This is a genomic window from Trichlorobacter ammonificans (assembly GCF_933509905.1).
Taxonomy (GTDB): domain Bacteria; phylum Desulfobacterota; class Desulfuromonadia; order Geobacterales; family Pseudopelobacteraceae; genus Trichlorobacter; species Trichlorobacter ammonificans.
Genome location: NZ_OW150024.1, coordinates 913555 through 935463 on the forward strand (window position 1 = coordinate 913555; position 21909 = coordinate 935463).

At 61.1% G+C, this 21909-nt stretch carries 21 protein-coding genes; 14 read left to right on the forward strand and 7 right to left on the reverse strand.

Annotated elements, in window-relative coordinates; genetic code table 11:
- Positions 1-40: 40 nt before the first annotated feature.
- The 3 genes from tpiA to gap all read right to left on the reverse strand — a co-directional run bounded on the left by tpiA (position 41) and on the right by gap (position 3079).
- Positions 41-802: a triose-phosphate isomerase gene (gene tpiA, locus RAK07_RS04210; RefSeq protein WP_305731590.1), complete on the reverse strand. Its 762-nt coding sequence runs from the start codon at positions 800-802 to the stop codon at positions 41-43.
- A gap of 10 nt (positions 803-812) precedes the next feature.
- On the reverse strand, positions 813-2006 hold the full coding sequence (locus RAK07_RS04215; RefSeq protein ID WP_305731591.1) for a phosphoglycerate kinase: 1194 nt from the start codon (positions 2004-2006) through the stop codon (positions 813-815).
- Between the two features lie 68 nt (positions 2007-2074).
- A complete protein-coding gene (gap, locus tag RAK07_RS04220; RefSeq protein WP_305731592.1) occupies positions 2075-3079 on the reverse strand; it encodes a type I glyceraldehyde-3-phosphate dehydrogenase in 1005 nt (334 codons plus the stop codon).
- A gap of 305 nt (positions 3080-3384) precedes the next feature.
- On the opposite strand from gap, the gene lepA reads away from it, so the two are divergent.
- The 7 genes from lepA to pssA all read left to right on the forward strand — a co-directional run bounded on the left by lepA (position 3385) and on the right by pssA (position 11137).
- Entirely contained in the window at positions 3385-5184 is a 1800-nt protein-coding gene (gene lepA, locus RAK07_RS04225) for a translation elongation factor 4 (protein WP_305731593.1), read from the forward strand.
- An 18-nt stretch (positions 5185-5202) separates the two neighbouring features.
- On the forward strand, positions 5203-5877 hold the full coding sequence (gene lepB / locus RAK07_RS04230) for a signal peptidase I (protein ID WP_305731594.1): 675 nt from the start codon (positions 5203-5205) through the stop codon (positions 5875-5877).
- A 32-nt stretch (positions 5878-5909) separates the two neighbouring features.
- Positions 5910-7709, forward strand: coding sequence for an aspartate--tRNA ligase (aspS, locus tag RAK07_RS04235; protein ID WP_305733477.1), 1800 nt, complete (start codon positions 5910-5912; stop codon positions 7707-7709).
- A gap of 6 nt (positions 7710-7715) precedes the next feature.
- Positions 7716-8429 carry a LysM peptidoglycan-binding domain-containing protein gene (locus RAK07_RS04240; RefSeq protein ID WP_305731595.1) on the forward strand — a complete coding sequence of 238 codons (714 nt, stop codon included), beginning with the start codon at positions 7716-7718 and terminating at the stop codon, positions 8427-8429.
- 92 nt (positions 8430-8521) lie between these two features.
- Complete coding sequence (gene ilvC, locus RAK07_RS04245; RefSeq protein WP_305731596.1) at positions 8522-9538, forward strand: ketol-acid reductoisomerase; 1017 nt, start codon at positions 8522-8524, stop codon at positions 9536-9538.
- Positions 9539-9610: 72 nt separating this feature from the next.
- Positions 9611-10270 (forward strand): phosphatidylserine decarboxylase family protein, encoded by a 660-nt coding sequence (locus RAK07_RS04250; protein WP_305731597.1) that lies wholly within the window; start codon positions 9611-9613, stop codon positions 10268-10270.
- A gap of 21 nt (positions 10271-10291) precedes the next feature.
- Complete coding sequence (gene pssA / locus RAK07_RS04255; RefSeq protein WP_305731598.1) at positions 10292-11137, forward strand: CDP-diacylglycerol--serine O-phosphatidyltransferase; 846 nt, start codon at positions 10292-10294, stop codon at positions 11135-11137.
- On the opposite strand, the gene RAK07_RS04260 is transcribed toward pssA, so the two are convergent.
- Positions 11094-11564 (reverse strand): metallophosphoesterase family protein, encoded by a 471-nt coding sequence (locus RAK07_RS04260; protein ID WP_305731599.1) that lies wholly within the window; start codon positions 11562-11564, stop codon positions 11094-11096. The genes pssA and RAK07_RS04260 overlap by 44 nt on opposite strands.
- A 49-nt stretch (positions 11565-11613) precedes the next feature.
- Here RAK07_RS04260 and sppA point away from each other — a divergent pair, with 49 nt between their 5' ends.
- Positions 11614-12504 carry a signal peptide peptidase SppA gene (gene sppA / locus RAK07_RS04265; RefSeq protein ID WP_305731600.1) on the forward strand — a complete coding sequence of 297 codons (891 nt, stop codon included), beginning with the start codon at positions 11614-11616 and terminating at the stop codon, positions 12502-12504.
- Positions 12505-12517: 13 nt separating this feature from the next.
- Here the strand turns inward: sppA and RAK07_RS04270 are convergent, their stop codons facing one another.
- Positions 12518-13570 carry a 3-deoxy-7-phosphoheptulonate synthase gene (locus RAK07_RS04270; RefSeq protein WP_305731601.1) on the reverse strand — a complete coding sequence of 351 codons (1053 nt, stop codon included), beginning with the start codon at positions 13568-13570 and terminating at the stop codon, positions 12518-12520.
- A gap of 62 nt (positions 13571-13632) precedes the next feature.
- On the opposite strand from RAK07_RS04270, the gene gmhB reads away from it, so the two are divergent.
- The 6 genes from gmhB to rodA all read left to right on the forward strand — a co-directional run bounded on the left by gmhB (position 13633) and on the right by rodA (position 19581).
- Complete coding sequence (gene gmhB / locus RAK07_RS04275) at positions 13633-14208, forward strand: D-glycero-beta-D-manno-heptose 1,7-bisphosphate 7-phosphatase (protein WP_305731602.1); 576 nt, start codon at positions 13633-13635, stop codon at positions 14206-14208.
- 97 nt (positions 14209-14305) lie between these two features.
- The gene (gene rfbA / locus RAK07_RS04280; RefSeq protein WP_305731603.1) at positions 14306-15196 is read left to right on the forward strand and encodes a glucose-1-phosphate thymidylyltransferase RfbA; all 891 of its coding nucleotides are present in this window, start codon (positions 14306-14308) and stop codon (positions 15194-15196) included.
- Positions 15197-15217: 21 nt separating this feature from the next.
- The gene (gene mreC / locus RAK07_RS04285) at positions 15218-16042 is read left to right on the forward strand and encodes a rod shape-determining protein MreC (RefSeq protein ID WP_305731604.1); all 825 of its coding nucleotides are present in this window, start codon (positions 15218-15220) and stop codon (positions 16040-16042) included.
- Between the two features lie 13 nt (positions 16043-16055).
- On the forward strand, positions 16056-16547 hold the full coding sequence (gene mreD, locus RAK07_RS04290; protein ID WP_305731605.1) for a rod shape-determining protein MreD: 492 nt from the start codon (positions 16056-16058) through the stop codon (positions 16545-16547).
- The gene (gene mrdA, locus RAK07_RS04295) at positions 16541-18484 is read left to right on the forward strand and encodes a penicillin-binding protein 2 (protein WP_305731606.1); all 1944 of its coding nucleotides are present in this window, start codon (positions 16541-16543) and stop codon (positions 18482-18484) included. The genes mreD and mrdA overlap by 7 nt, the downstream gene beginning before the upstream one ends.
- On the forward strand, positions 18481-19581 hold the full coding sequence (rodA, locus tag RAK07_RS04300; protein WP_305731607.1) for a rod shape-determining protein RodA: 1101 nt from the start codon (positions 18481-18483) through the stop codon (positions 19579-19581). Before mrdA ends, rodA begins: the two co-directional genes overlap by 4 nt.
- A gap of 92 nt (positions 19582-19673) precedes the next feature.
- Here the strand turns inward: rodA and RAK07_RS04305 are convergent, their stop codons facing one another.
- Complete coding sequence (locus RAK07_RS04305; protein ID WP_305731608.1) at positions 19674-20489, reverse strand: DsbC family protein; 816 nt, start codon at positions 20487-20489, stop codon at positions 19674-19676.
- Positions 20490-20549: 60 nt separating this feature from the next.
- Complete coding sequence (locus RAK07_RS04310) at positions 20550-21908, reverse strand: sigma-54-dependent transcriptional regulator (RefSeq protein ID WP_305731609.1); 1359 nt, start codon at positions 21906-21908, stop codon at positions 20550-20552.
- Position 21909 lies beyond the last annotated feature (1 nt).

Genomic DNA, 21909 nt, shown 5'->3' on the forward strand with positions numbered 1-21909 from the left:
GCCTTATTTCATACCATAGGCGCAATGTGCTGTAAAGCTGTTATTCAGTCTCCTGGAAGCGGACGATGGCGGCGAAGCTGTCGGCTTTGAGGCTTGCGCCACCCACCAGAGCACCATCGATGTCCTGCTGCCCCATCAATCCCCTGATGTTTTCGGGCTTGACGCTGCCGCCGTAGAGAATGCGCAGGGCATCCGCAGCGGCCTGATCATACAGCGATACCAGCAGTGTGCGGATGCGAGCGTGGACCTCCTGGGCCTGTTCGTTGCTGGCGGTCTTGCCGGTGCCGATGGCCCAGACCGGTTCGTAGGCGATGATGAGTCGTTGCAGGTCTGCCGCAGTGACCCCTGCAAGTCCCGTGCGGAGCTGGGTTTCAATAACCGTGAAGGTGGTGCCTGCTTCCCGCTCGGCCAGGGTCTCGCCGACGCAGAACAGAACGGTGAGGCCGGCAGCGCAGGCCGCTTTGATCTTGCGGTTGACGGTTGCGTCGGTCTCCCCGAAATACTGGCGCCGTTCAGAATGACCGATGATCACATGGCTGCAGCCGGCGTCCTTAAGCAGGCCGGGGGCCACTTCGCCGGTGAAGGCCCCTTCCTCCTCCCAGAAGCAGTCCTGGGCCGCCACCCTGATGGTGGTGCCCATCGCAGCCTGGACCGCGGTGGTCAGGGCGGTGAACACCGGGGCAACGATGATTTCGACACCACTGACGCCTGCAACCCGTGGTGCCAGCTCCTGTAGTAGTTCGCGGGTTTCGGAGAGGTTCTTGAACAGTTTCCAGTTGCCCGCAATGACCGGTGTACGCATGGAGAAGCTCCTATTTCTTGGTGTCCAGGGCTTTGACGCCGGGAAGAATCTTGCCTTCGAGCAGTTCCAGGAAGGCGCCGCCGCCGGTGGAGATGTAGCTGACCTTGGCGGCCACGCCGGCCTTGTTGACGGCGGCATCGGTATCGCCGCCGCCGATGACGGTGGTGGCGTAACAGTTGGCCACTGCTTCGGCCACGGCAAAGGTCCCCCGTGAAAAGGCATCCATCTCGAACACCCCCATGGGACCGTTCCAGATAACGGTCTTGGCATCCCGCAGGGTTTCGGCAAAAAGGGTGGCCGAGGCAGGGCCGATGTCGAGTGCCATCCAGCCCTCGGGAATTTCCTGGATGGTGGTGACAAAGTTGGTGGCGTTCGGCTCGAAGGCGTTGGCAACGACGCAGTCCACCGGCAGGTAGAAGGAGATCCCCTTTTTCTTTGCCTTGTCCATGATCTTTTTGGCGGTGGGGATCAGTTCGTCCTCCACCAGGGATTTGCCGACGGTGTGACCCAGTGCCTTGAGGAAGGTGAAGGCCATGCCCCCGCCCACCACGATCTTGTCCACCTTGTTGACCAGCGCCTCCAGGACTTCCAGCTTGCCGGAGACTTTCGCGCCGCCCAGGATCGCCACCAGCGGGCGCACCGGATTACTCATGGCCTTGTCGAAGAAGGTCATTTCGTTTTTCATCAGAAAGCCGGCGGCAATGGTGGGGAACAGTGCGGTGATCGCTTCAACCGAGGCATGGGCACGGTGGGAGACGGCGAAAGCGTCATTGACGTAGATTTCGCAGCCATTGGCGAGCTTGCGAGCGAATTCTGCGTCGTTCTTCTCCTCGCCGGGATAGAAACGGACATTTTCCAGCATCACCACGTCGCCCGCCTTCATGTCGGAGATCAGTTTGTCCACCTCGGGGCCGAAGCAGTCCGGTGCCTGGGTGACCTTCTTGCCCAGCAGTTGGGAAAGGCGCTTGGTGGCCGGAGCCATGGTGTACTTGGGTTTGAATTCTCCCTTGGGACGCCCCAGGTGGGAGGCCAGAATCACCTTTGCCCCCTGCTCGACGGCATACTTGATGGTGGGCAGTGCCCCCGCAATCCGGGTGTCTTCGGTGATGGCTCCCTTGTCATCCTGGGGTACGTTGAAATCAACCCTGATGAATACCTTTTTGTCCTTCAGATCCTTCAGTTGATCGATATAACGAATCGGCATGGATCGTGTCCTCCTTGCAAAAAAAAGGGGGGACACCAGATCCCCCCTCGTTCATGGTGGTTATGTGCTTACTTTTTGCCGGCGACCAGATTCAGCAGGTCAACGACCCGCTGGGAGAAGCCGCACTCGTTGTCGTACCAGGAAAGCACCTTGACCATGTTGTCGCCGATAACCTTGGTGCAGGAAGCGTCAACGATGGAGGAGAGCGGGTTGCCGTTGTAGTCGATGGAAACCAGCGGCGACTCTTCGTAGCCCAGTACCCCTTTCAGGGTGCTCCGGGAGGCTTTCTTGAGGGCAGCGTTGATTTTGGTCACGTCGGCCTTTTTCTTGAGGGTAACCACCAGGTCCACCACCGAGACGTTGGGGGTGGGAACGCGGATGGCCATGCCGTCCAGCTTGCCCTTCAGCTCCGGCAACACCAGGGAAACCGCCTTGGCAGCGCCGGTGGTGGTGGGGATCATGGACATGGCGCCGGCCCGGGCGCGGCGCAGGTCCTTGTGGGGCAGGTCCAGGATGTTCTGGTCATTGGTGTAGGAGTGGACCGTGGTGACCAAGCCCTTTTCAATGCCGAAGGCGTCGTTGAGTACCTTTGCCACCGGCGCCAGGCAGTTGGTGGTGCAGGAGGCGTTGGAGATGATGGTGTGTTTCTTGGGATCGTAGAGCTGGTGGTTGACCCCCATGACGATGGTGATGTCCTCGTTGGTGGCAGGTGCGGAAATGACCACCTTCTTGGCGCCGGCCTTGAGGTGCAGTTCCGCCTTGGAGCGGTCGGTGAAGATGCCGGTGGATTCCAGGACCACGTCAATCTTTTCCTTCTGCCAGGGCAGTTCCTCGGGGTTGCGGATCGCAAAGATCTTGATCGGCTTGCCGTTGATGATCAACTGGCCGTCCCCGGCTTCAACCCTGCCGGGAAACACGCCATGAACGGAGTCATATTTAAAAAGATGCGCCAGGGTCTTGGCATCCGTCAGGTCGTTAATGGCCACGAACTCAAGATTCTTGTCTTTGAGGGCCGCCCTGAGAACCATCCTGCCGATACGTCCGAAACCGTTGATTGCAACGCGCAAAGCCATGCCTGTTCCTCCTCGTCATCGAAATTGTATCTGAACCGGAACAGGCAGAACACAGGTCATACCGTTCCCTGGTGCCAATAATAATGCATAGAGCTGAATCGTCAACCGTTAAATGCGTGGGGATTCAGTGCTTGAACAGCCGTTTGCCGGGGACGGCGACACCGGACGCCGCCGCCGGGCACGACCACCTCGCCCCGGAGCATCGGGAGGAGTGGAGGAGGAGCGCCATTTCACTTTACTTTCAGCGTGCTATTCAGTATCGTTTTAAATTCTAATTCTTACGATGAACGGGCTCGAATAGTCAGATGAATAATAATAATATCCGTAACTTCTCAATCATTGCCCATATCGATCACGGCAAGTCCACCCTGGCGGACCGCTTGCTGGAATACACCGGCGCCCTGACCGCGCGGGAGATGCAGAGTCAGTTCCTGGACAAGATGGACTTGGAACGGGAGCGGGGAATCACCATCAAGGCTCAGACCGTGCGCTTGAACTACGAAGCGGACGACGGTACCGTCTACGTGCTGAACCTGATCGATACGCCGGGCCATGTCGACTTCACCTACGAGGTTTCCCGCTCACTGGCCGCCTGCGAGGGGGGGCTGTTGGTGGTGGATGCTTCCCAGGGGGTGGAGGCCCAAACCCTGGCCAACGTTTACCTTGCCCTGGACAACGACCTGGAGGTGTTCCCGGTCCTGAACAAGATCGACCTGCCGGCGGCCGAGCCGGAGCGGGTCAAGCAGGAGATCGAGGAGATCATCGGTATCGATGCCCATGATGCCGTCCTGGCCAGCGCCAAGGAAGGGATCGGTACCCGCGAGATTCTTGAGGAGATCGTCAAGAAGATTCCCCCTCCGGCCGGCGACCCGGCGGCACCGCTGAAGGCGCTGTTGTTCGATTCCTGGTATGACCAGTACCAGGGGGTGATCATCCTGGTGCGGATCTTCGACGGTACCCTGAAAAAAGGGGACAAGATCCTGCTGCACTCCACGGGTCGGGCCTACGAGGCTCTGAAAGTGGGAGTCTTTGCTCCCTCCATGATCGAGGTGCCCCAACTGTCCGCCGGCGAGGTGGGCTTTGTCATTGCCGGCATCAAGGAGGTGGCCGACGCCCGGGTGGGCGATACCGTCACCCTCTTTCACAACCGCTGCGCCACCCCGCTGGCTGGGTTCAAAGAGGTCAAGCCGATGGTCTTTTCCGGTCTGTACCCCATCGACACCTCCCAGTACGAGCAGCTGCGGGACGCCCTGGCCAAATTGAAGCTGAACGACTCCTCCTTCTCCTACGAGCCGGAGACCTCCGTGGCGCTGGGCTTCGGTTTCCGTTGCGGCTTCCTTGGCCTTTTGCACATGGAGATCATCCAGGAACGGCTGGAGCGGGAGTTCTCCCTTGACCTGATCACCACGGCACCGACGGTTGTGTACAAGATTCACAAGACCGACGGCGAACTGCTGGAGATCGAGTCCGCCTCCCGCATGCCGGAGCCCCAATATATCGATACCATCGAGGAACCGTTCATCCTGGCGCATATCCATGTGCCCAACGATTTCGTGGGCGGCGTGCTGGCGCTCTGTGAGGAGAAGCGCGGCATGCAGCGGGAGATCAAATACCTGACCCCCACCCGGGTGATGGTGGTCTATGAGCTGCCCCTGAACGAAATCGTGCTGGACTTCTATGACCGGCTCAAGTCCCTGACCAAGGGGTACGCCTCCCTCGACTACGAACACCTCGACTTCCGTCCCAGTGACTTGGTGCGGATGAATATCCTGATCAACGGCGAAGTGGTGGATGCCCTTTCCCTGATCGTGCACCGGGACAAGGCCTATTTCCGGGGACGAGACCTGGTCTCCAAGATGAAGGAACTGATCCCGCGCCAGATGTTCGAAGTGGCGATCCAGGCCGCCATCGGTAACAAGGTGATTGCCCGGGAGACCGTGAAGGCGCTGCGCAAGGACGTGCTGGCAAAGTGTTACGGCGGCGACATCTCCCGGAAGCGCAAGCTGCTGGAGAAGCAGAAGGAAGGCAAGAAGCGTATGAAGAACGTCGGGAACGTGGAGTTGCCGCAGGAAGCGTTTCTGGCCATCCTGAAAGTCGAAGATTAACGAGAGGACTAGGTGGTAATGGCTGAAAAGAACGAGTTGAAGCCGGAACATGCTCCGGAGCAGCAGACAGCAGTGCACGGCGGCGGTAAAAGCCTGTTCCGGGAATACGCCGAGTCAATTGTCATCGCCGTCATTCTTGCCCTGTTCATCCGGGCCTATATTGTTCAGGCGTTCAAGATTCCTTCCGGCTCCATGGAGGATACGCTGCTGGTCGGCGACCATCTGCTGGTCAGCAAGTTTATCTACGGTACGAAACTACCCTTCAGCGACACCGTGGTACTGAAGCTGCGCGACCCCCGGCGCGGCGACGTGGTGGTGTTCGAGTATCCCGAAGACCCACGCAAGGACTTCATCAAGCGGATCATCGGTCTGCCGGGGGACGTGGTGGAGGGAAAGAACAAAAAGGTTTACGTGAACGGCGTTCTGTATGAAAATCCCCACGCCGTCCACAAAGAGACGGAAATCATTCCACCGGAGCAGAACCCCCGCGATACCTTCGGTCCGATCACGGTGCCGGAGAACTCCTATTTCGTGATGGGGGATAACCGCGATCGCTCCTACGACAGCCGTTTCTGGAAGTTTGTGCGCCGCGATCAGTTGAAGGGACTCGCCTTCATCAAGTACTGGTCCATCGAGGGGGCCTGGTACAAATTCGACATTCGCTGGCGCAATATCGGCAGACTCATAGACTAGGGCTCTGGACCCTTTTTACACCGGAGGTTTGAATCATGGATATGTTGGGTGACTGGAAACGGACGGACTACTGCGGACAATTGACTGCCGGCGATATCGGCCGGGAGGTGATCCTGATGGGCTGGGCGCTACGGCGTCGTGACCACGGCGGGCTCATCTTCATAGATCTGCGTGACCGCGAGGGAATCGCCCAGATTGTGTTCGATCCGGAGGTGAACAGCGCGGCCCACCAAGTGGCGGAAGGGGTACGCAGCGAATACGTGCTGGCGGTGAAGGGGAAAGTGATCCCCCGGCCGGCCGGAACAGTCAACCCCGCCATGAAAACCGGTGAAGTGGAGATTCAGGTGCTGGAGTGCAAGCTGCTCAACCGCTCCAAGGCGCTTCCCTTCATGCTGGACGAGCACAGCGACGTCAACGAGAACATCCGCCTCAAGTACCGCTACCTGGACATGCGCCGTCCCCAGTTGCAGCAGAAGCTGATCCTGCGCCACCAGGTGGCCCAGGTGACCCGCCAGTACCTGAGCGACAATGGTTTCATCGAGTTGGAGACCCCGTTCCTGACTAAGTCCACCCCGGAAGGGGCCCGCGACTTCCTGGTTCCCTCCCGGATCAACCAGGGGCAGTTCTACGCCCTGCCGCAGTCCCCCCAGATTTTCAAGCAGATTTTGATGATTTCCGGTTTCGACCGCTACTTCCAGATCGTGCGCTGCTTCCGCGACGAGGACCTGCGGGCCGACCGCCAGCCGGAATTCACCCAGATCGACTGCGAAATGTCCTTCATCGACCGGGAGGACATCATCACGGTCATGGAAGGGCTGATCGCCCGTATCTTCAAGGAGGCCAAGGGGATCGACGTCCAGTTGCCGGTGGAGCGGATGACCTACCAGGAGGCGATCCGCCGTTTCGGCGTGGACAACCCCGACCTGCGTTTCGGCCTGGAGCTGGTGGAACTGACCGACATCGTCAAAGGCTCCGGCTTCAAGGTCTTTGCCGATGTGGCGGCAAACGGCGGCATCATCAAGGGGATCAACGCCAAGGGCTGCGCCGGGTTCTCCCGCAAGGAGATCGACGACCTGACCCAGTTCGTGGCCATCTACGGCGCCAAGGGGCTGGCCTACGTCAAGGTGACGCCTGAAGGATGGCAGTCCCCCATCACCAAGTTTTTCAACGAAGCCGAGCTGGCTGCCATGAAGGATGCCTTCGGCGCCGAGGAAGGGGACCTGCTGCTGTTCGTGGCCGACAAGCCCAAGGTGGTCAACGACTCCCTGGGCAAGCTGCGCAACCAGCTGGCCGCCATGCTCAAGCTGACCGACCCGAACGTCTACCGTTTCGTCTGGATCACCGACTTTCCGCTTTTGGAGTGGGACGAGGAAGAGAAACGCTGGGCAGCGGTGCACCATCCCTTCACCGCCCCCATGGACGAGGATCTGGCGTACGTGGAATCCGATCCCGGCCGCTGCCGGGCCAAGGCCTACGACCTGGTGCTGAACGGCAACGAGATCGGCGGCGGCTCCATCAGGATCCACCAGGAGCAGGTGCAGTCGCTGATGTTCAAGATGCTGGGCATGTCCGAGGAATCGGCCCGCAGCAAGTTCGGCTTCCTGCTGGACGCTCTGGAATTCGGCACTCCGCCCCACGGCGGCATCGCCTTCGGTATGGACCGGCTGGTCATGCTGTTGACCGGCTCCGACTCCATCCGTGACGTCATCGCCTTCCCCAAAACGCAGAAAGGCACCTGTCTGATGTCCGAAGCGCCGTCCGTGGTGGACAACAAGCAACTGCGCGAGCTGGGTATCAGGCTGGCTGCCGCTGCAGCCCCTGCGACACCGTAGAAAACGATGCCCTGCGGCTCTCTGGCCATACTGCTTGCAGTGCTGCTGGTGTTGGCCGGTTGCACCTCCCATGTTCCGGTCTGGCGGCAGAAGGCGCAGCAGACCCTGGCGCAGCTGGAGCGTGAGGGGGTGGCCCGGAGTCATCCCGATGACTTTGCCAGCGTCGCAAGCGTCTTTCGGGAAGGTGAACGTCTCCTGACCGTCGAGGAAGAGGCGATGCTGGCGGACGAGCGGTACCGCCTGGCCTACCAGAAGGGGATCGTACTGAAGATGGATGCGGCGTTTTATCACGCCCAGCTGATGGAGGAGGCCCGCCAGCGGGAGCTGCAACGCCAGGCTGCACTGGCGGAAGAAGAGCGGCGCCGGCGCGAGGCCGAAGAACGCCAGGCCCAGCAGGCGAGTGTGGATCGCAAGGATAAGACGGCTGGCACCAGACAGCAGGCGGCCGGTCATGATGAGCGACCGCCGGGACCGACCAGCTATACGGTGCGGCGGGGAGAAACCCTGCCGCAGGTGGCGGCTCGTGCCGAAATTTACAACGACGCCGCACTCTGGCCGCTGATCTACCGGGCTAACCGCGACCAGATCAAGGACCCCTACCAGCTTTGGCCGGGGCAGGTGTTGAAGATTCCACGGGGTTTCGGTAAGGATGATGCGATAGAAGCACGCAGGCAGGCCGTCCGGCGTGGCTTCGAACAGTCGGTGCGGCCCCTTAGGTGATTGACAGAGCCGGTTGAATGTATTAGTCTCAAACGTTCAAATTTTTGTGGTTTTACCGGTTTTTCCGGATATTTCAGGGAGGAAGTCAGCGTATGAAGGTTTACTATGACAAGGATTGTGATCACGGAATTCTGAAGAAGAAAACAGTGGCGGTTATCGGCTATGGTTCCCAGGGCCATGCCCATGCCCTTAACTTGAAAGATTCCGGTGTTGACGTTGTGGTGGGACTGCAGAAGGAGTCGGCCTCCGTGAAGAAGGCCAAGGCTGCCGGTCTGACCGTCAAGACCACCGCCGAGGCGGTCAAGGGTGCCGACGTGGTGATGATTCTGCTGCCGGATGAGATCCAGGGCGACGTCTATCGCGAAGAGATCGCCCCCAACCTGAAGAAGGGTGCCTCGCTGGCCTTTGGTCACGGCTTCAACATCCACTTCGGCCAGATCGTTCCCCGTGAAGATATCAATGTTTTCATGGTGGCGCCGAAAGGTCCGGGGCACATGGTTCGCCACGAGTATACCAAGGGGGGCGGCGTTCCCTGTCTGATCGCCATTCATCAGGACCCCTCCAAGAAGACCAAGGAGATTGCCCTGGCCTACGCCTCTGCCGTGGGTGGCGGCCGTTCCGGCATCATCGAGACCACCTTCAAGGAAGAGACCGAGACCGACCTGTTCGGCGAGCAGGCCGTGCTGTGCGGCGGCATCTCCGCCCTGATCCAGGCTGGCTTCGAGACCCTGGTCGAGGCCGGGTATGCCCCGGAAATGGCCTACTTCGAGTGCCTGCACGAGACCAAGCTGATCGTTGATCTGATCTATGAAGGCGGCATCGCCAACATGCGCTACTCGGTTTCCAACACTGCCGAGTACGGCGACCTGACCCGCGGTCCCCGGGTGATCACCGAAGAGACCAAGTGGGAAATGAAGAAGATTCTGGACGAGATCCAGACCGGCGAATTCTGCAAGGAGTGGATGCTGGAGAACAAGGCCAACAAGCCCACCTTCAACGCTCTGCGCCGGCGCGGCGCCGAGCACCAGATCGAAGAGGTCGGCGGCAGGCTGCGTGCCATGATGCCGTGGATCGGCAAGAACAAGATCGTCGACAAGGCGAAAAACTAGACAACATGCAGGACGCACCGGGACCCCGCATCCGACGGACGCGGGGTTTCGTGCGTCATGCAACGGGAAATCATGCGTCCATCACCTCTGTTGATCACCCCTGAAGGGTACCCCTATATCGCGTACAGCGCCGGTCTGTTCCTGCTGCTTGCCAGCGGAGCCTGGCTGTTTTCCTCGGCAATCCTGGCGGTGCCGGCCATCATTGTCCTCGGACTGTGCCTGTTTACCATCTCGTTTTTCCGTAATCCCCGGCGGACGGCGCCGGCTGATCCCACGCTGGTGGTAGCGCCAGCCGACGGCACCGTGGTCTATGTCGGGCCGGCCCAGCAGGAACTGCTGGGGGAGTGCTGCAAGATCAGCATCTTCATGTCGGTTTTCAACGTACACATCAACTGGGTTCCGTTCAGCGGCAACGTGATTGACCGGTTCTATCGCCAGGGCCGGTTTCTCGATGCCCGTGATCCGCGGTCGTCAAGCGAGAATGAGCAGTTGGGACTGGTCCTGGAAACCGACGGGGGAGAGCGGTTGGTGGCGGTACAGATCGCCGGGTTGGTGGCTCGCCGGATCATCTGCTACGCGGAGCCGGGCGACCGTCTGGAGCGGGGTACGCGCTACGGCTTGATCCGTTTCGGTTCGCGGGTCGACCTTTACCTTCCGTCCCGCGTCTCTCCGCTGGTCAAAACGGGAGAGACCACCGTGGCGGGTGAAACGCCGCTGGCCAGCCTGGCCTGACCGGGCAAGGAGTTAACGAACATGGGGCATGCCGCACATCAGCACCCGGCAGGTGAAAAGTCCGAGAACATCAGGAAAGGGATTTACATCCTGCCCAACCTGTTGACCACGGGGTCGCTTTTCTCTGGATTTTACAGCATTGTCGCCACCTTGAACGGCAGCTACAGTACTGCGGCGCTCTGGGTGTTCATTGCCCTGATTTTCGACGGTCTGGACGGCAAGGTGGCCCGGCTCACCGGAACCACCAGCCGCTTTGGCGTCGAGTACGATTCCCTTGCCGATCTGGTGGCGTTCGGCGTGTCTCCTGCGCTGATGATGTATGCCTGGGTGCTGAAACCATTCGGTCGCCTGGGCTGGTTGGCAGCGTTCCTCTTCGCGGCCTGCGGTGCCCTGCGCCTGGCACGCTTCAACGTCCAGGTGAATACGGTTGAGATGACGCGCTTTGTGGGGCTGCCGATCCCCGCCGCCGCCTGCATGGTCTCCTCAACGGTGCTGCTGTTCACACATTTCGGCTGGCCCAGTTCCTACAAACGCCTTGCCGTCATCTGTCTGATCTACCTGCTGGCCTTTCTGATGGTGTCCAGCATCCGCTATTACTCGTTCAAAGATCCTGAGCTGATCAAACGTCAGCCGTTCGGCTTCCTGGTGCTGGCCATTGTGCTGCTGATCATCGTGGCGGCCGAGCCGGCCGTGATGGTGTTCGTGATCATGCTCTGCTATGTACTGTCGGGGCCACTGACGGCGCTCCTGACCTGGCCCCGACGGCGACGTCTGGAAAAGGCTATCCACCGGGGACATGGAGATGGCCACCATGAGTCGCCGGTCAGGGAAGCGGATGGATCGTCGCCTGCAGGCCGGCATCCGTGATCTCCAGCAGTGCGCAGGAGCGAAACGATGCCCGGCCGAACAAGGTGCCGGGGTTGAGCAGGAGCAGGCCCTGATCGGTCTCAGCCAGGGCATGGTGGGTATGGCCGAACAGCACGGCATCTGCCGCCAGCTCCCGCCCCCGGGCGGCAAGGAAGGAAAGTCCCGTCTTGACGCCGTAGCGGTCGCCGTGACAGATCAGGATTCTCTTTCCCTTCCATTCGCTGACCAGCTCCCGGGGCGAGCGGGAGCCCACATCGCAGTTGCCGGCCACTCGCAGGACTGGTAGCGATTCGGCGGCCTCGAGCACCCAGGCGTCCGCCTCCCCGTCGCCGCAATGTATGATCATATCCACGGGCCGGACAGCCTGATAGGCTTCCAGAATGCCATTCTCGTTGCCGTGGGAATCCGAGACGACCAGTATCCTCATGGGTTGTTGATCCTCTGAAAACGGCTTCGTGCCGTTGGGGAATCGTCATATGTCACTGAAAAAACTCCTTCTGATCGTTCTGTTGATTTTTTTCGCCCTGCTGTTGCTGCTTGTCGGCAGCATCCAGGTGGCCCGCCTCCTTCTACAAGAGGAAGGGGAGGGGGGACGCGCCGCCGCGGGCAGCGTCGGCCTCGTGGAAATCAGGGGGATGATCCTGGATTCCCGCGAGCCGGTTCGCCAGTTGCGTCACTTTCTGAAGAAGGACGATATCAAGGCGGTGGTGGTCCGGATCGACTCGCCGGGCGGTGTGGTGGGACCGTCTCAAGAGATCCACGACGAGGTGCGCAGGCTGGCCGCCCAGAAGAAGGTGGTCGTTTCCATGGGGAGCATGGCCGCCTCCGGCGGGTACTACATCGCGGCCCCCGCCACGGTTATCTATGCCAATCCCGGCACCATCACGGCCAGTATCGGCGTGTTGATCAAATTTTCCAACATCGAGGGGCTGATGGACAAGATCGGCATCAAGTCCACCACCGTCAAGACCGGTACCTTCAAGGACGCCGGGTCGCCGAGCCGTCCCCTTTCGCCTGAGGAGCGGGCCATGTTCCAGGCAGTGATCGACAGCACGCACGAACAGTTCGTCCGGGCCGTTGCCGAGGGGCGCAAACTGCCGCTGGAACGGGTCAGGGAGCTGGCTGACGGGCGGATACTGTCCGGGGAGCAGGCCAAGGTGGTGGGGCTGGTGGACAAGCTGGGCAACCAGCAGGAGGCGGTTGCCGAAGCGGGCCGTCTTGCCGGTATCAGCGGCGAACCGGCAGTCGTTCTGCCGCCCCGCAAAAAGATGAGCTACCTTGACCTGTTAACGGACGGCGCCGAGCAGAGCATCAACCGGGTCGTCAACGGAGTTGCCACGAGGGGGCTGCAACTGCTGTACGAGTAGCGTTGATCCGTCCCTACTTGCGACTGCGCAGCCGTTTATGGGCTGCCAGCAGCGCTTTTTCCGTTTCACGCCACCCCAGGCAGGCGTCGGTGATCGACACGCCGTAGGTGAGCTGGCCGTGGTCGGCGGTCACCTTCTGATTTCCTTCCTCCAGGTTGCTTTCGATCATCAGACCGGAAATGCTCTGGTTGCCGTCAACCACCTGGCCAATGACGTTCTCCAGCACCTCCGGTTGCCTGCGGTAGTCCTTGTTGGAGTTGCCGTGGCTGCAGTCCACCATGATGGTGGGGGGAAGCTGGTTTTTCCTGAGAATATCCTCGGTATGGGCGATATCCTCCGGCAGGTAGTTCGGCTTGCGGGTGCTGCCGCGCAGGACGATATGCACGTCAGGATTGCCGGCGGTCTGGATGATGGAGGCGCGACCATCGCGGTTGATCCCCAGAAAGTTGTGGGATGCCCGGGCCGCGATCATGGCGTCCACGGCGATCTGCAGGTTACCGTCGGTACCGTTTTTGAATCCGATTGGGAAGGAAAGGCCGCTGGCCAGTTCCCGGTGGGTCTGGGATTCGGTGGTACGGGCGCCGATGGCACCCCAGGAAATCAGGTCTGCCACGTACTCAGGGGTGATCAGGTCCAGCATTTCGTTGGCCACCGGCACCTCCAGGGCAGTCAGGGTACAGAGCAGCCCCCGGGCGATACCCAGCCCCTTTGAGATCAGGTGGGTACCGTTCATGTCCGGATCGTTGATCAGCCCTTTCCAGCCCACGGTGGTGCGCGGTTTTTCAAAGTAGACCCGCATCACCAGGAACAGCTGGTCATCCACCCGCCGGGAGAGATCGGCCAGCCGCCGGGCGTACTCCACGGCAGCGGCGGTATCGTGGATGGAACAGGGGCCCACCACCACCATCAGCCGCCGGTCCCGCCGCTGGATGATCTCTTTGATCCGCTCCCGGCTGCGGGAGACGAACTCGCGGGCGTGGTCGGTCATCGGAAAGACCTGGCGCAGGTCGGCGGGAGCGATGATCGGGGTGATGGCGGTTACCTTCAGGTTATTCGTCTTGATCATGGGCTGTTCCTCGCGGGAGCGTCGCTGCAAACGATCTCCTTTGTACTGGACGGGGGCGTAACTTGTCAAACTTAAACCGGTTTATTCCCAACAAACGGGCAGTTTTCCTTGATCGCGACGGTACCTTGAACATCGAAAAAGAGTACCTGTTCCGGATCGAGGAGTTCGAGTTCGTACCGGGAGCGGTGGAGGCGATCCGTCTGCTGAACCGGGCGGGGCTGCTGGTGGTGGTGGTGACCAACCAGTCCGGCATCGCCCGGGGGTACTATAGTGAAGCCGACCTGCAGCGGCTGCACCGGCATGTCGACGCGCTGCTGACGGCGGAAGGAGCGCGCGTGGACGCCTGGTACCACTGCCCCCACCATCCCGATGGCCGCGAGCCGTACCGCCGACAATGCGACTGCCGCAAGCCGTTGCCCGGTATGCTGTGGCTGGCCGCGCGGGAGCATGGCATTGACTTGGCCACCTCCTGGATGGTGGGAGATAAGGCGGCGGACGTGGTGGCGGGGCTGGCGGCGGGGTGTCGGCCGCTGCTGGTGCTGACCGGCTACGGTGCGCAGGAGCGGGAGCTGGTTCCCGGCGATGTGCCCTGCTGTACCGATATTCTGGAAGCGGTCCGCCTGATTACGGCTGTTTGACAGTGTATCGGCTCTTGTGGTACTGCCAGAGAGAGGCCGGATACGGGCCGTTCGGAAGCTGCCTCGACCATACCACGTACGAGAAAGGAGTGGCACCATGCCCCCCATTACCAAAGGAATCGTTCTGGCCGGCGGCGCCGGCAGCCGTCTGTACCCGTTGACCCTGGTGGCCAGCAAGCAGTTGCAGCCGGTCTACGACAAGCCGATGATCTACTATCCCCTGGCCACCCTGATGACGGCGGGGATCCGGGACATCCTGCTTATCTCCACCCCCCAGGACACGCCGCGCTTCCAGGAACTTCTGGGGGACGGCTCCCGCTGGGGGATCAGCCTCTCCTACGCGATTCAGCCGGAACCGAAGGGGATCGCCCAGGCCTTCCTGATCGGCGAACAGTTCATCGACCATCAGCCGGTCTGCCTGGTCCTGGGTGACAATATTTTCTACGGCAAGATGCATCTCGACCGGCTGGTGGCAAGCTTCGGGGAAGGGGCGCGGGTGTTCGGCTATTACGTCCATGATCCCGAGCGCTACGGAGTGGTGGAGTTCGATGGGGACGGCAGGGTGCTGTCGCTGGAGGAAAAGCCGAAACAGCCCAAATCTCACTACGCAGTACCGGGGCTCTACCTGTATGACGGCCAGGTGGTGGATATTGCCCGCTCCATCACTCCTTCGGCCCGGGGAGAACTGGAAATCACCGATGTCAACCGTGCCTACCTGGCGCAGGGAACCCTGCAGGTGGAGCGGTTGGGTCGGGGAATTGCCTGGCTGGACACCGGCACCCACAAGTCGCTTCTGGAGGCCAGTTCATTCATTGAAACCCTGGAGGCTCGGCAGGGGCTGAAGATCGCCTGTCTGGAAGAGATCGCGCTGCGTCGTGGTTTCATTTCCTGCGAGCAGATGGCGGCGGTCATTGACCGGACGCCGACCTCTCCCTATCGCGACTATCTGCAGCGGGTGCTGCAGGAGGCGCGGTGCGGCCTGCTCTGACGAAAGGACGCCGTTGCCGTCATGTTCAATTTCTTTCGCAAGAATATCCTGCACATCGTGGTGGGGGTGGGGTTGCTGGCCGCACTGCTGATCTACACCCTCAACCTGCCCCAGGCCGGCCGCGCCAACCTGGTGGAACAGACCGTCGGTAACGTCCTGGCGCCGGTGCAGGGAGAGGTGAGCCGGGGAGCCGCGCTGCCGCTGCGGATCTGGGAGAACTACCTCGCGCTGGTCTCTGTCGGTCGTGAAAACCAGCGTCTCCGCGAGGATGTCCGGGAATTGAACAGCCGCCTGGCTGCCGCCGTGGAGGCTGGTCAGGAAAACGAGCGTCTGACCGCCCTGCTGAACCTGCGCCGGAGCATCCGGGAACAGACCGTGACGGCGCGGGTGATCGGCGAGGATGTGACGCCCTGGTTCAAAACCCTGACCATCGACCGGGGGATGGCCGACGGCCTGAGGGACGGTATGCCGGTGCTGGCTGCCGGCGGGGTGGTGGGCCAGACGGTCAAGGTGGCTGCCGATTCCAGCCGGGTGATGCTCTTGACCGACAATGCCAGCGGCATTGCGGCGGTCGTGCAGCGCTCCCGTGCCCGCGGCGTGGTCAAGGGGAAGGGGGAAAACCTCTGTTCTCTCGAATTCGCCATGCGCGGCGAGGATGTCCAGGTGGGAGATCAGGTCATCACCTCCGGCGTGGGGGGCATTTTTACCAAAGGGCACCTGATCGGTGAGGTGACCATGGTGAAAAAGGGGGAGTACGGCGTCTTTCAGACGGTGACCATCCGTCCCGCCGTGAACATCTCCCGCCTGGAAGAGGTGTTGGTGGTACTGCGCAGGTCGACGGAATAGGACTGACATCCGGATGAACGATTTTCTCAAGGGCGCCCTGTTGATACTGCTGACGGTGCTGCTGCAGACCTCGGTCCTGCCTCAGTACCTGGCCGTTGCCTACAAGCCGGACCTGCTGCTGGTACTGGTGGTCTATCTTGCGTTACGGGCACCGGTTGGCGTCAGTCTACCTGCGGCCTACGGTCTCGGACTGCTCAAGGACAGCCTCGGAGGGATCTATCTGGGGATGAACGGTTTTTCCTTTCTGGTGGTCTATCTGGTGCTCAAGGCGCTGTCGGACCGGCTGTACGTGCAGAGTGCCATCCTGTTTGTCCTGACCGTTTCCGTGGCCACCGTATCGGTCCTGGTGATCAACCTGCTGCTTCTAGTCGTCTTTTCCCAGGGAGGCGGACTGATCGCCTCCATGCTGGCCAACCTGGCCCCCCATCTGTTGATGAACGCCTTCGTGGCCTCCCTGATCACTGCTCTTCCCTTCTATTCCCGCCCCTGGAACGCCCGATGCTGAAAAAGCAGCGCTATGTCAGGGAACTTGCCCACTCCAGACGCCGGACCATTCCGCTTGCCCTGGTGGTGGCGGCGCTTTTCGGTCTGCTGGTTCTTCGTCTCTGGTACCTGCAGATCATCAAAGCCGACGACTACCGGGCCATGTCGGAAAGCAACCGGCTCCGTTTCCTGCCGGTGGCCGCATCCCGGGGGGCCCTGATGGATCGGAACGGCACGATCCTGGTGAATAACCGTCCTTCGTTCAGTCTCTCCATCATTCCCCAGGAGGTGAAGGATGTGGAGGCGTTGCTGGACCGCTTGGCCACCCTGCTGGCGCTTGACCGCGCGGAGCTTGCCGAACGCTGGGCCAAGTCAACGGGGCGTGCCCGTTACTACCCGGTGGTGGTGGCTGCCAACATCAGCAGGGAGCAGGTGGAGATCGTGGAGGAGAATCGTCTGCTGCTGCCGGGGGTTGAAGTCAGCATGAAGCCGGTGCGGGAATACGTTTACGAGAATTCCGCGGCGCACCTGCTGGGCTATATCGGCGAGATTTCGGAAAAAGAGATGGCACTGCCCGGGTACGAGCAGTTCAACCCCGGCGACTATGTGGGAAAGAGCGGGATTGAGAAGGCCTGGGAACAGGAACTGCACGGCATGGATGGCGGGCGCCAGTTGGAGGTGGATTCCCGCGGACGCATCCTGCGGGTGCTCTCGGAGAACAGCCCGGCGGTGGGCAACAGTCTGATGCTGACCATCGACGGACGCCTGCAGCGGGAGGCTGAGGCAGCCTTCGGGGGGCAGGCCGGAGCGGCGGTGGTGATGGATGTCGCCAGCGGCGAGATTCTCGCCTTTGTCAGCAGTCCCACCTTTGATCCGGCGCTCTTTGCCGGTCGCATACCGGTGGACATCTGGAAAAAATATCTTGAGGACAAGCGCCGGCCGCTGGAAAACAAGGCACTGGCCGGCCAGTACCCCCCCGGCTCCACCTTCAAGATGCTCACCGCCCTGGCCGGACTGGAAGCGGGACTGGTCAACGAAAACAGTACCGTTACCTGCAACGGTGCCTACGAGATGGGGGGGAACAAGTTCCGGTGCTGGCACCGTTCCGGTCACGGGAGCGTCAACCTGAAGAAATCCCTGAAGGAATCCTGCGACGTGTACTACTATAAGCTGGGTGAACAGCTCGGGGTTGACCGGATCGCCGCGGTTGCCGAGCGTTTTCTTCTGGGCAAACCTCTGGGGATCGGACTTGCCGGGGAGAAAGGGGGGCTGATTCCTACCGTTGCCTGGAAGCAGAAGCGGTTCGGTAAAAAGTGGTTCAGCGGCGAGACGCTGCCGGTGGCCATCGGTCAGGGGTATCTGCTGATGACACCGATCCAGCTGGCCTCCATGGCGGCCACGGTGGCCAACGACGGCACGGTGGTCCGTCCCCATCTGGTCAAGCGACTGGTGGACCCGGACGGCAAGCTGATCCGGGAATTCGGGCCTGAGGTGCTGGGAAACAGCGGCATTTCTGCCCGTAACCTCAAGTTGGTCAAGCAGGGGCTGTTCGCCGTGGTGAACGAAGCGGGCGGGACCGGCGCCAATGCCCGACTCTGGGATGTCAAGGTGGCCGGCAAGACCGGCACCTCGCAGGTGGTCAAGCTGGATGAGAACCGCAAGCGCCGGATGGGCTACCAGTATCAGGACCATGCCTTGTTCGTGGCGTTCGCCCCTTACGAAAAGCCGGAAATCGCCGTGGCGGTGGTGGTGGAACACGGCGGCGGCGGCGGTGCGGTGGCTGCTCCCATTGCCGGCAGAATCATGCGTCAGTACTTTGACCTGAAAAAGCCCGCACCAACGCGGCCGTCAGCAGAGGAAGAGGACGAAGACCAACAGGAGAAACCGGACAGGGTGCCGACGGATGCGGTGCCGCCTGCCGGTGCGGAACGGCCCACCACCGGGGAGGCGCGGGAATGATTGACCGTCGTCTGGTAACCAATTTCGACTGGACCCTGGTGGGACTGGCGGTGAGCATTTGTCTGCTGGGCATCATCAATATCTACAGCGCCTCCTACTCCTACCGTATGGTCGGTGTGCCGTTCTACATCAAGCAGTTGAACTGGCTGAGTTTCGGCCTGTTGTTGTCGCTGCTGGTGGCCAGCATCGACTACCACATTCTGGAGGACTTTTCCTACTGGTTGTACGGTTTTCTGATCCTGTTGCTGGTGGCGGTGCTGCTGGTGGGCAGGACCAGCCTGGGGGCCACCCGCTGGCTCAACCTCGGCGTCTTCTCCATACAGCCGTCGGAGCTGATGAAAATCGTCATCATCATTACCTTTGCCCGCTTCTTTAACAACTACCATGTGCATGACGGTCTGAGCGTGCGGGATCTCGCCTTTCCGCTGCTGTTGCTGGCAGTGCCGGCGGCCCTGATCATGAAGCAGCCGGACTTGGGCACCGCCATCCTGGTGATTCTGATCGCCCTCTCCATGGCCTTCTTCGTGGGGTTGCGCTGGAGTACCATCGCCACCTTCGTGCTGGTGACCATTCCCCTGGTCTGGGTCGGCTGGGCTCACCTGCTCAAGCCGTACCAGAAAAGCCGGGTGCTCAACTTCATCGATCCGGAGCGGGCCCGCCTGGGCAGCGGCTACCATATCATCCAGAGCAAGATCGCGGTGGGCTCCGGCGGCTTCTGGGGCAAGGGCTACATCAAGGGGACCCAGTCCCAGCTCCGCTTCCTGCCGGAGCAGCATACCGACTTCGCCTTCTCCGTCTTTGCCGAGGAATGGGGATTCATCGGCGTGCTGGTACTGATTGCGCTGTACTTCAGCTTGGTCGTCTGGGGGCTCGGTATTGCCCGACGCTGCAATGACCGGCTGGGGGGATTGCTGGCAGTGGGGGTCACCGCCATGCTGTTCTGGCACACCATCATCAATATCGGGATGGTGATCGGTCTGTTTCCGGTGGTGGGGGTGCCACTGCCGTTTTTCTCCTACGGCGGTACCTCCATGATCACGTCCATGGTGGGGATCGGCATCCTGCAGAGCATCAGCATGCGCCGTTTCATGTTCTAGCTCCGCTCCCGGATGGTGCGTCGCTCCCTTTGCCGGCTCCTCTGCGGCGCCGCCTCGGAAGTACCCACGGTCCGGAAGCGGAGGCCGGAACGCTACTTCCCGTCAATCAGCCGTTTCAACTCCTCCGCATCCCGCGAACCCACCACTACCCTGCCGTCGGGCAGGACCAGGGTAGGAGTGCCGTTGATGCCGTTGGCGTTGGCGAAGCGGATAATCGCGTCGACCGCGGCCTTACTGCTCTCCCTGGTCGGCTTCGGCACGCTTTTGCCCTCGAAGGCCCTGTCAAAGACCTCCCGCTTTTTCGTTTCCAGAATGGCCCGTGATTTGTCGAAGGCTTCCGGATGCATCGGCAGCGGCATCAGCATGACGTGGATGGCAATGTCCGGCGCAATTTTTTCGAGCTTCTTCAACTCCAGGTGCAGCTTGCGGCAGTAGGGACAATCGGGGTCGTCGAACACGAACAGCTTTTTCGATCCTTTGGGATTACCCATGACAAAGGAATGCTGGACCGGAATACCGGCGGGATCGAGTTTTTGCGGCTCCTTCGGCCGGGACAGTTCCTTGTCGTGGGCCACCACCAGCTGCTTGGTCTGCAGGTTGACGATCTGTCCCTGCAGCAGATGCTTCTTGCCGAAATCGATGTACACGACGCCGCTTTTTCCGGTCTGTTCAACCAGCACTTCGTACAGGCCGTGGCTGGGAGCCGGCTTGATCGAGGTAACCTTGATGCCGGCGCCGGCAAAGGCGAGCAGTTCACCCGCCTCCTTGAGGCTCAGGGAGTGGCACTTGGAACATTCATGACCGGGGCCGCAGCCGTTTTCCTGCGGGGGCGGCATTTTTGCCGCAACCGGAGCAATGAAACAAACAAGCAGTAAAAAGCCGAGCATACCGCAGGTGATTCGCAACATGGGAACTCCTTTGAGGGGGACTGATTATTTCCAAATTCTAGCCAAACGCGACAGGTTTGGCTACTCCAATCCATATTCCTTGAGTTTGTATAATAGCGCCCGGTGGCTGATCTCCAGAATCCGTGCCGCATGGGTGCGGTTGCCGCCGGTGCGGGCCAGGGCGCGGCGGATCAGGGATATCTCCATGGCTTGGCCGGCCCGCTTGATGGAGAGATTTTCTTCCGTTTCCTCGTGGCGCTCGCCGGGGCCGCCGAGTGCGGGAAGGCAGGAGAGGGTTACCTGATCGCCGTCGCACATCACCAGACTTCGCTCAATGACGTTTTCCAGTTCACGCACATTGCCGGGCCAGTTGTGCGACATGAAACGTCGCATGACCTCGGGGGCAATCCGTGATGAAGATGAACGGCCGATGCGGACGGCACAGCGCTGCAACAGCTGTTCGGCCAGTAGGGGGAGATCATCGAGGCGCTCGCGCAGGGGGGGGAGGGCGAGGCTGAAGACATTGAGCCGGAAGAACAGGTCCTCCCGAAAACGGCCGGCAGTGCAGTCAGCCGCCAGGTCACGGGAGGTGGCGGATACCACCCGTACATCCACGGACCTGCTGGTGGTGGCCCCTACCCGCCGCACCTCGCCTTCCTGCAGCACCCGCAGCAGCTTGACCTGCAGGGGGGGAGGCATTTCCCCCACCTCGTCCAGAAACAGCGTGCCGCCGTCGGCCTGTTCGAACAGCCCGGCCTTGTCCCCAACGGCACCGGTAAAGGCTCCCCGTACATGGCCGAACAGCTCGCTTTCCAGCAGGTTTTCCGGCAGGGCGCCACAGTTGACCGCCACAAAAGGGCGGTCCGCACGGTCGCCATCGGCGTGGAGCGCCCGGGCCACCAGTTCCTTGCCGGTGCCCGATTCTCCCTGGATCAGCACCGTGGTCTTCAGTCCCGCTACCCGGCTGATGCGGTCGTAGAGGTCGAGCATGGCGGGGCTGCGCCCCACCAGGCCGTGAAAGCCGCACTGCTCCTGCACCTGGGAGCGCAAGCGCCGGTTTTCCTCCTTGAGACGCTCCCGTTCTTCGGCTTTCTTCAGAACGATGACAATCTCGTCCCGCTTGAACGGTTTGGAGATGAAGTCGTAGGCCCCGTCCCGCATACAGGCGACGGCGGTATCCACGGTGCCGTAGGCGGTCATCATGATGACCGGCGCCGTCACCCCCTGCTCCAGGGCCCGGCGCAGGAACTCCCGGCCATCCGTCCCCGGCATGCGAATGTCGCAGAGAATGAAGTCATAGACGCGTTGCCCCAGCTTCTCCAGGCCCTCGGCACCACCTGCGGCGGTATCGCTGGCGTAACCCTGCCGACGCAGCATGACCGACAGCATGTGACGCAGGCTTTCCTCGTCGTCGATGATCAGGATTCGCGGCTGCTTCATC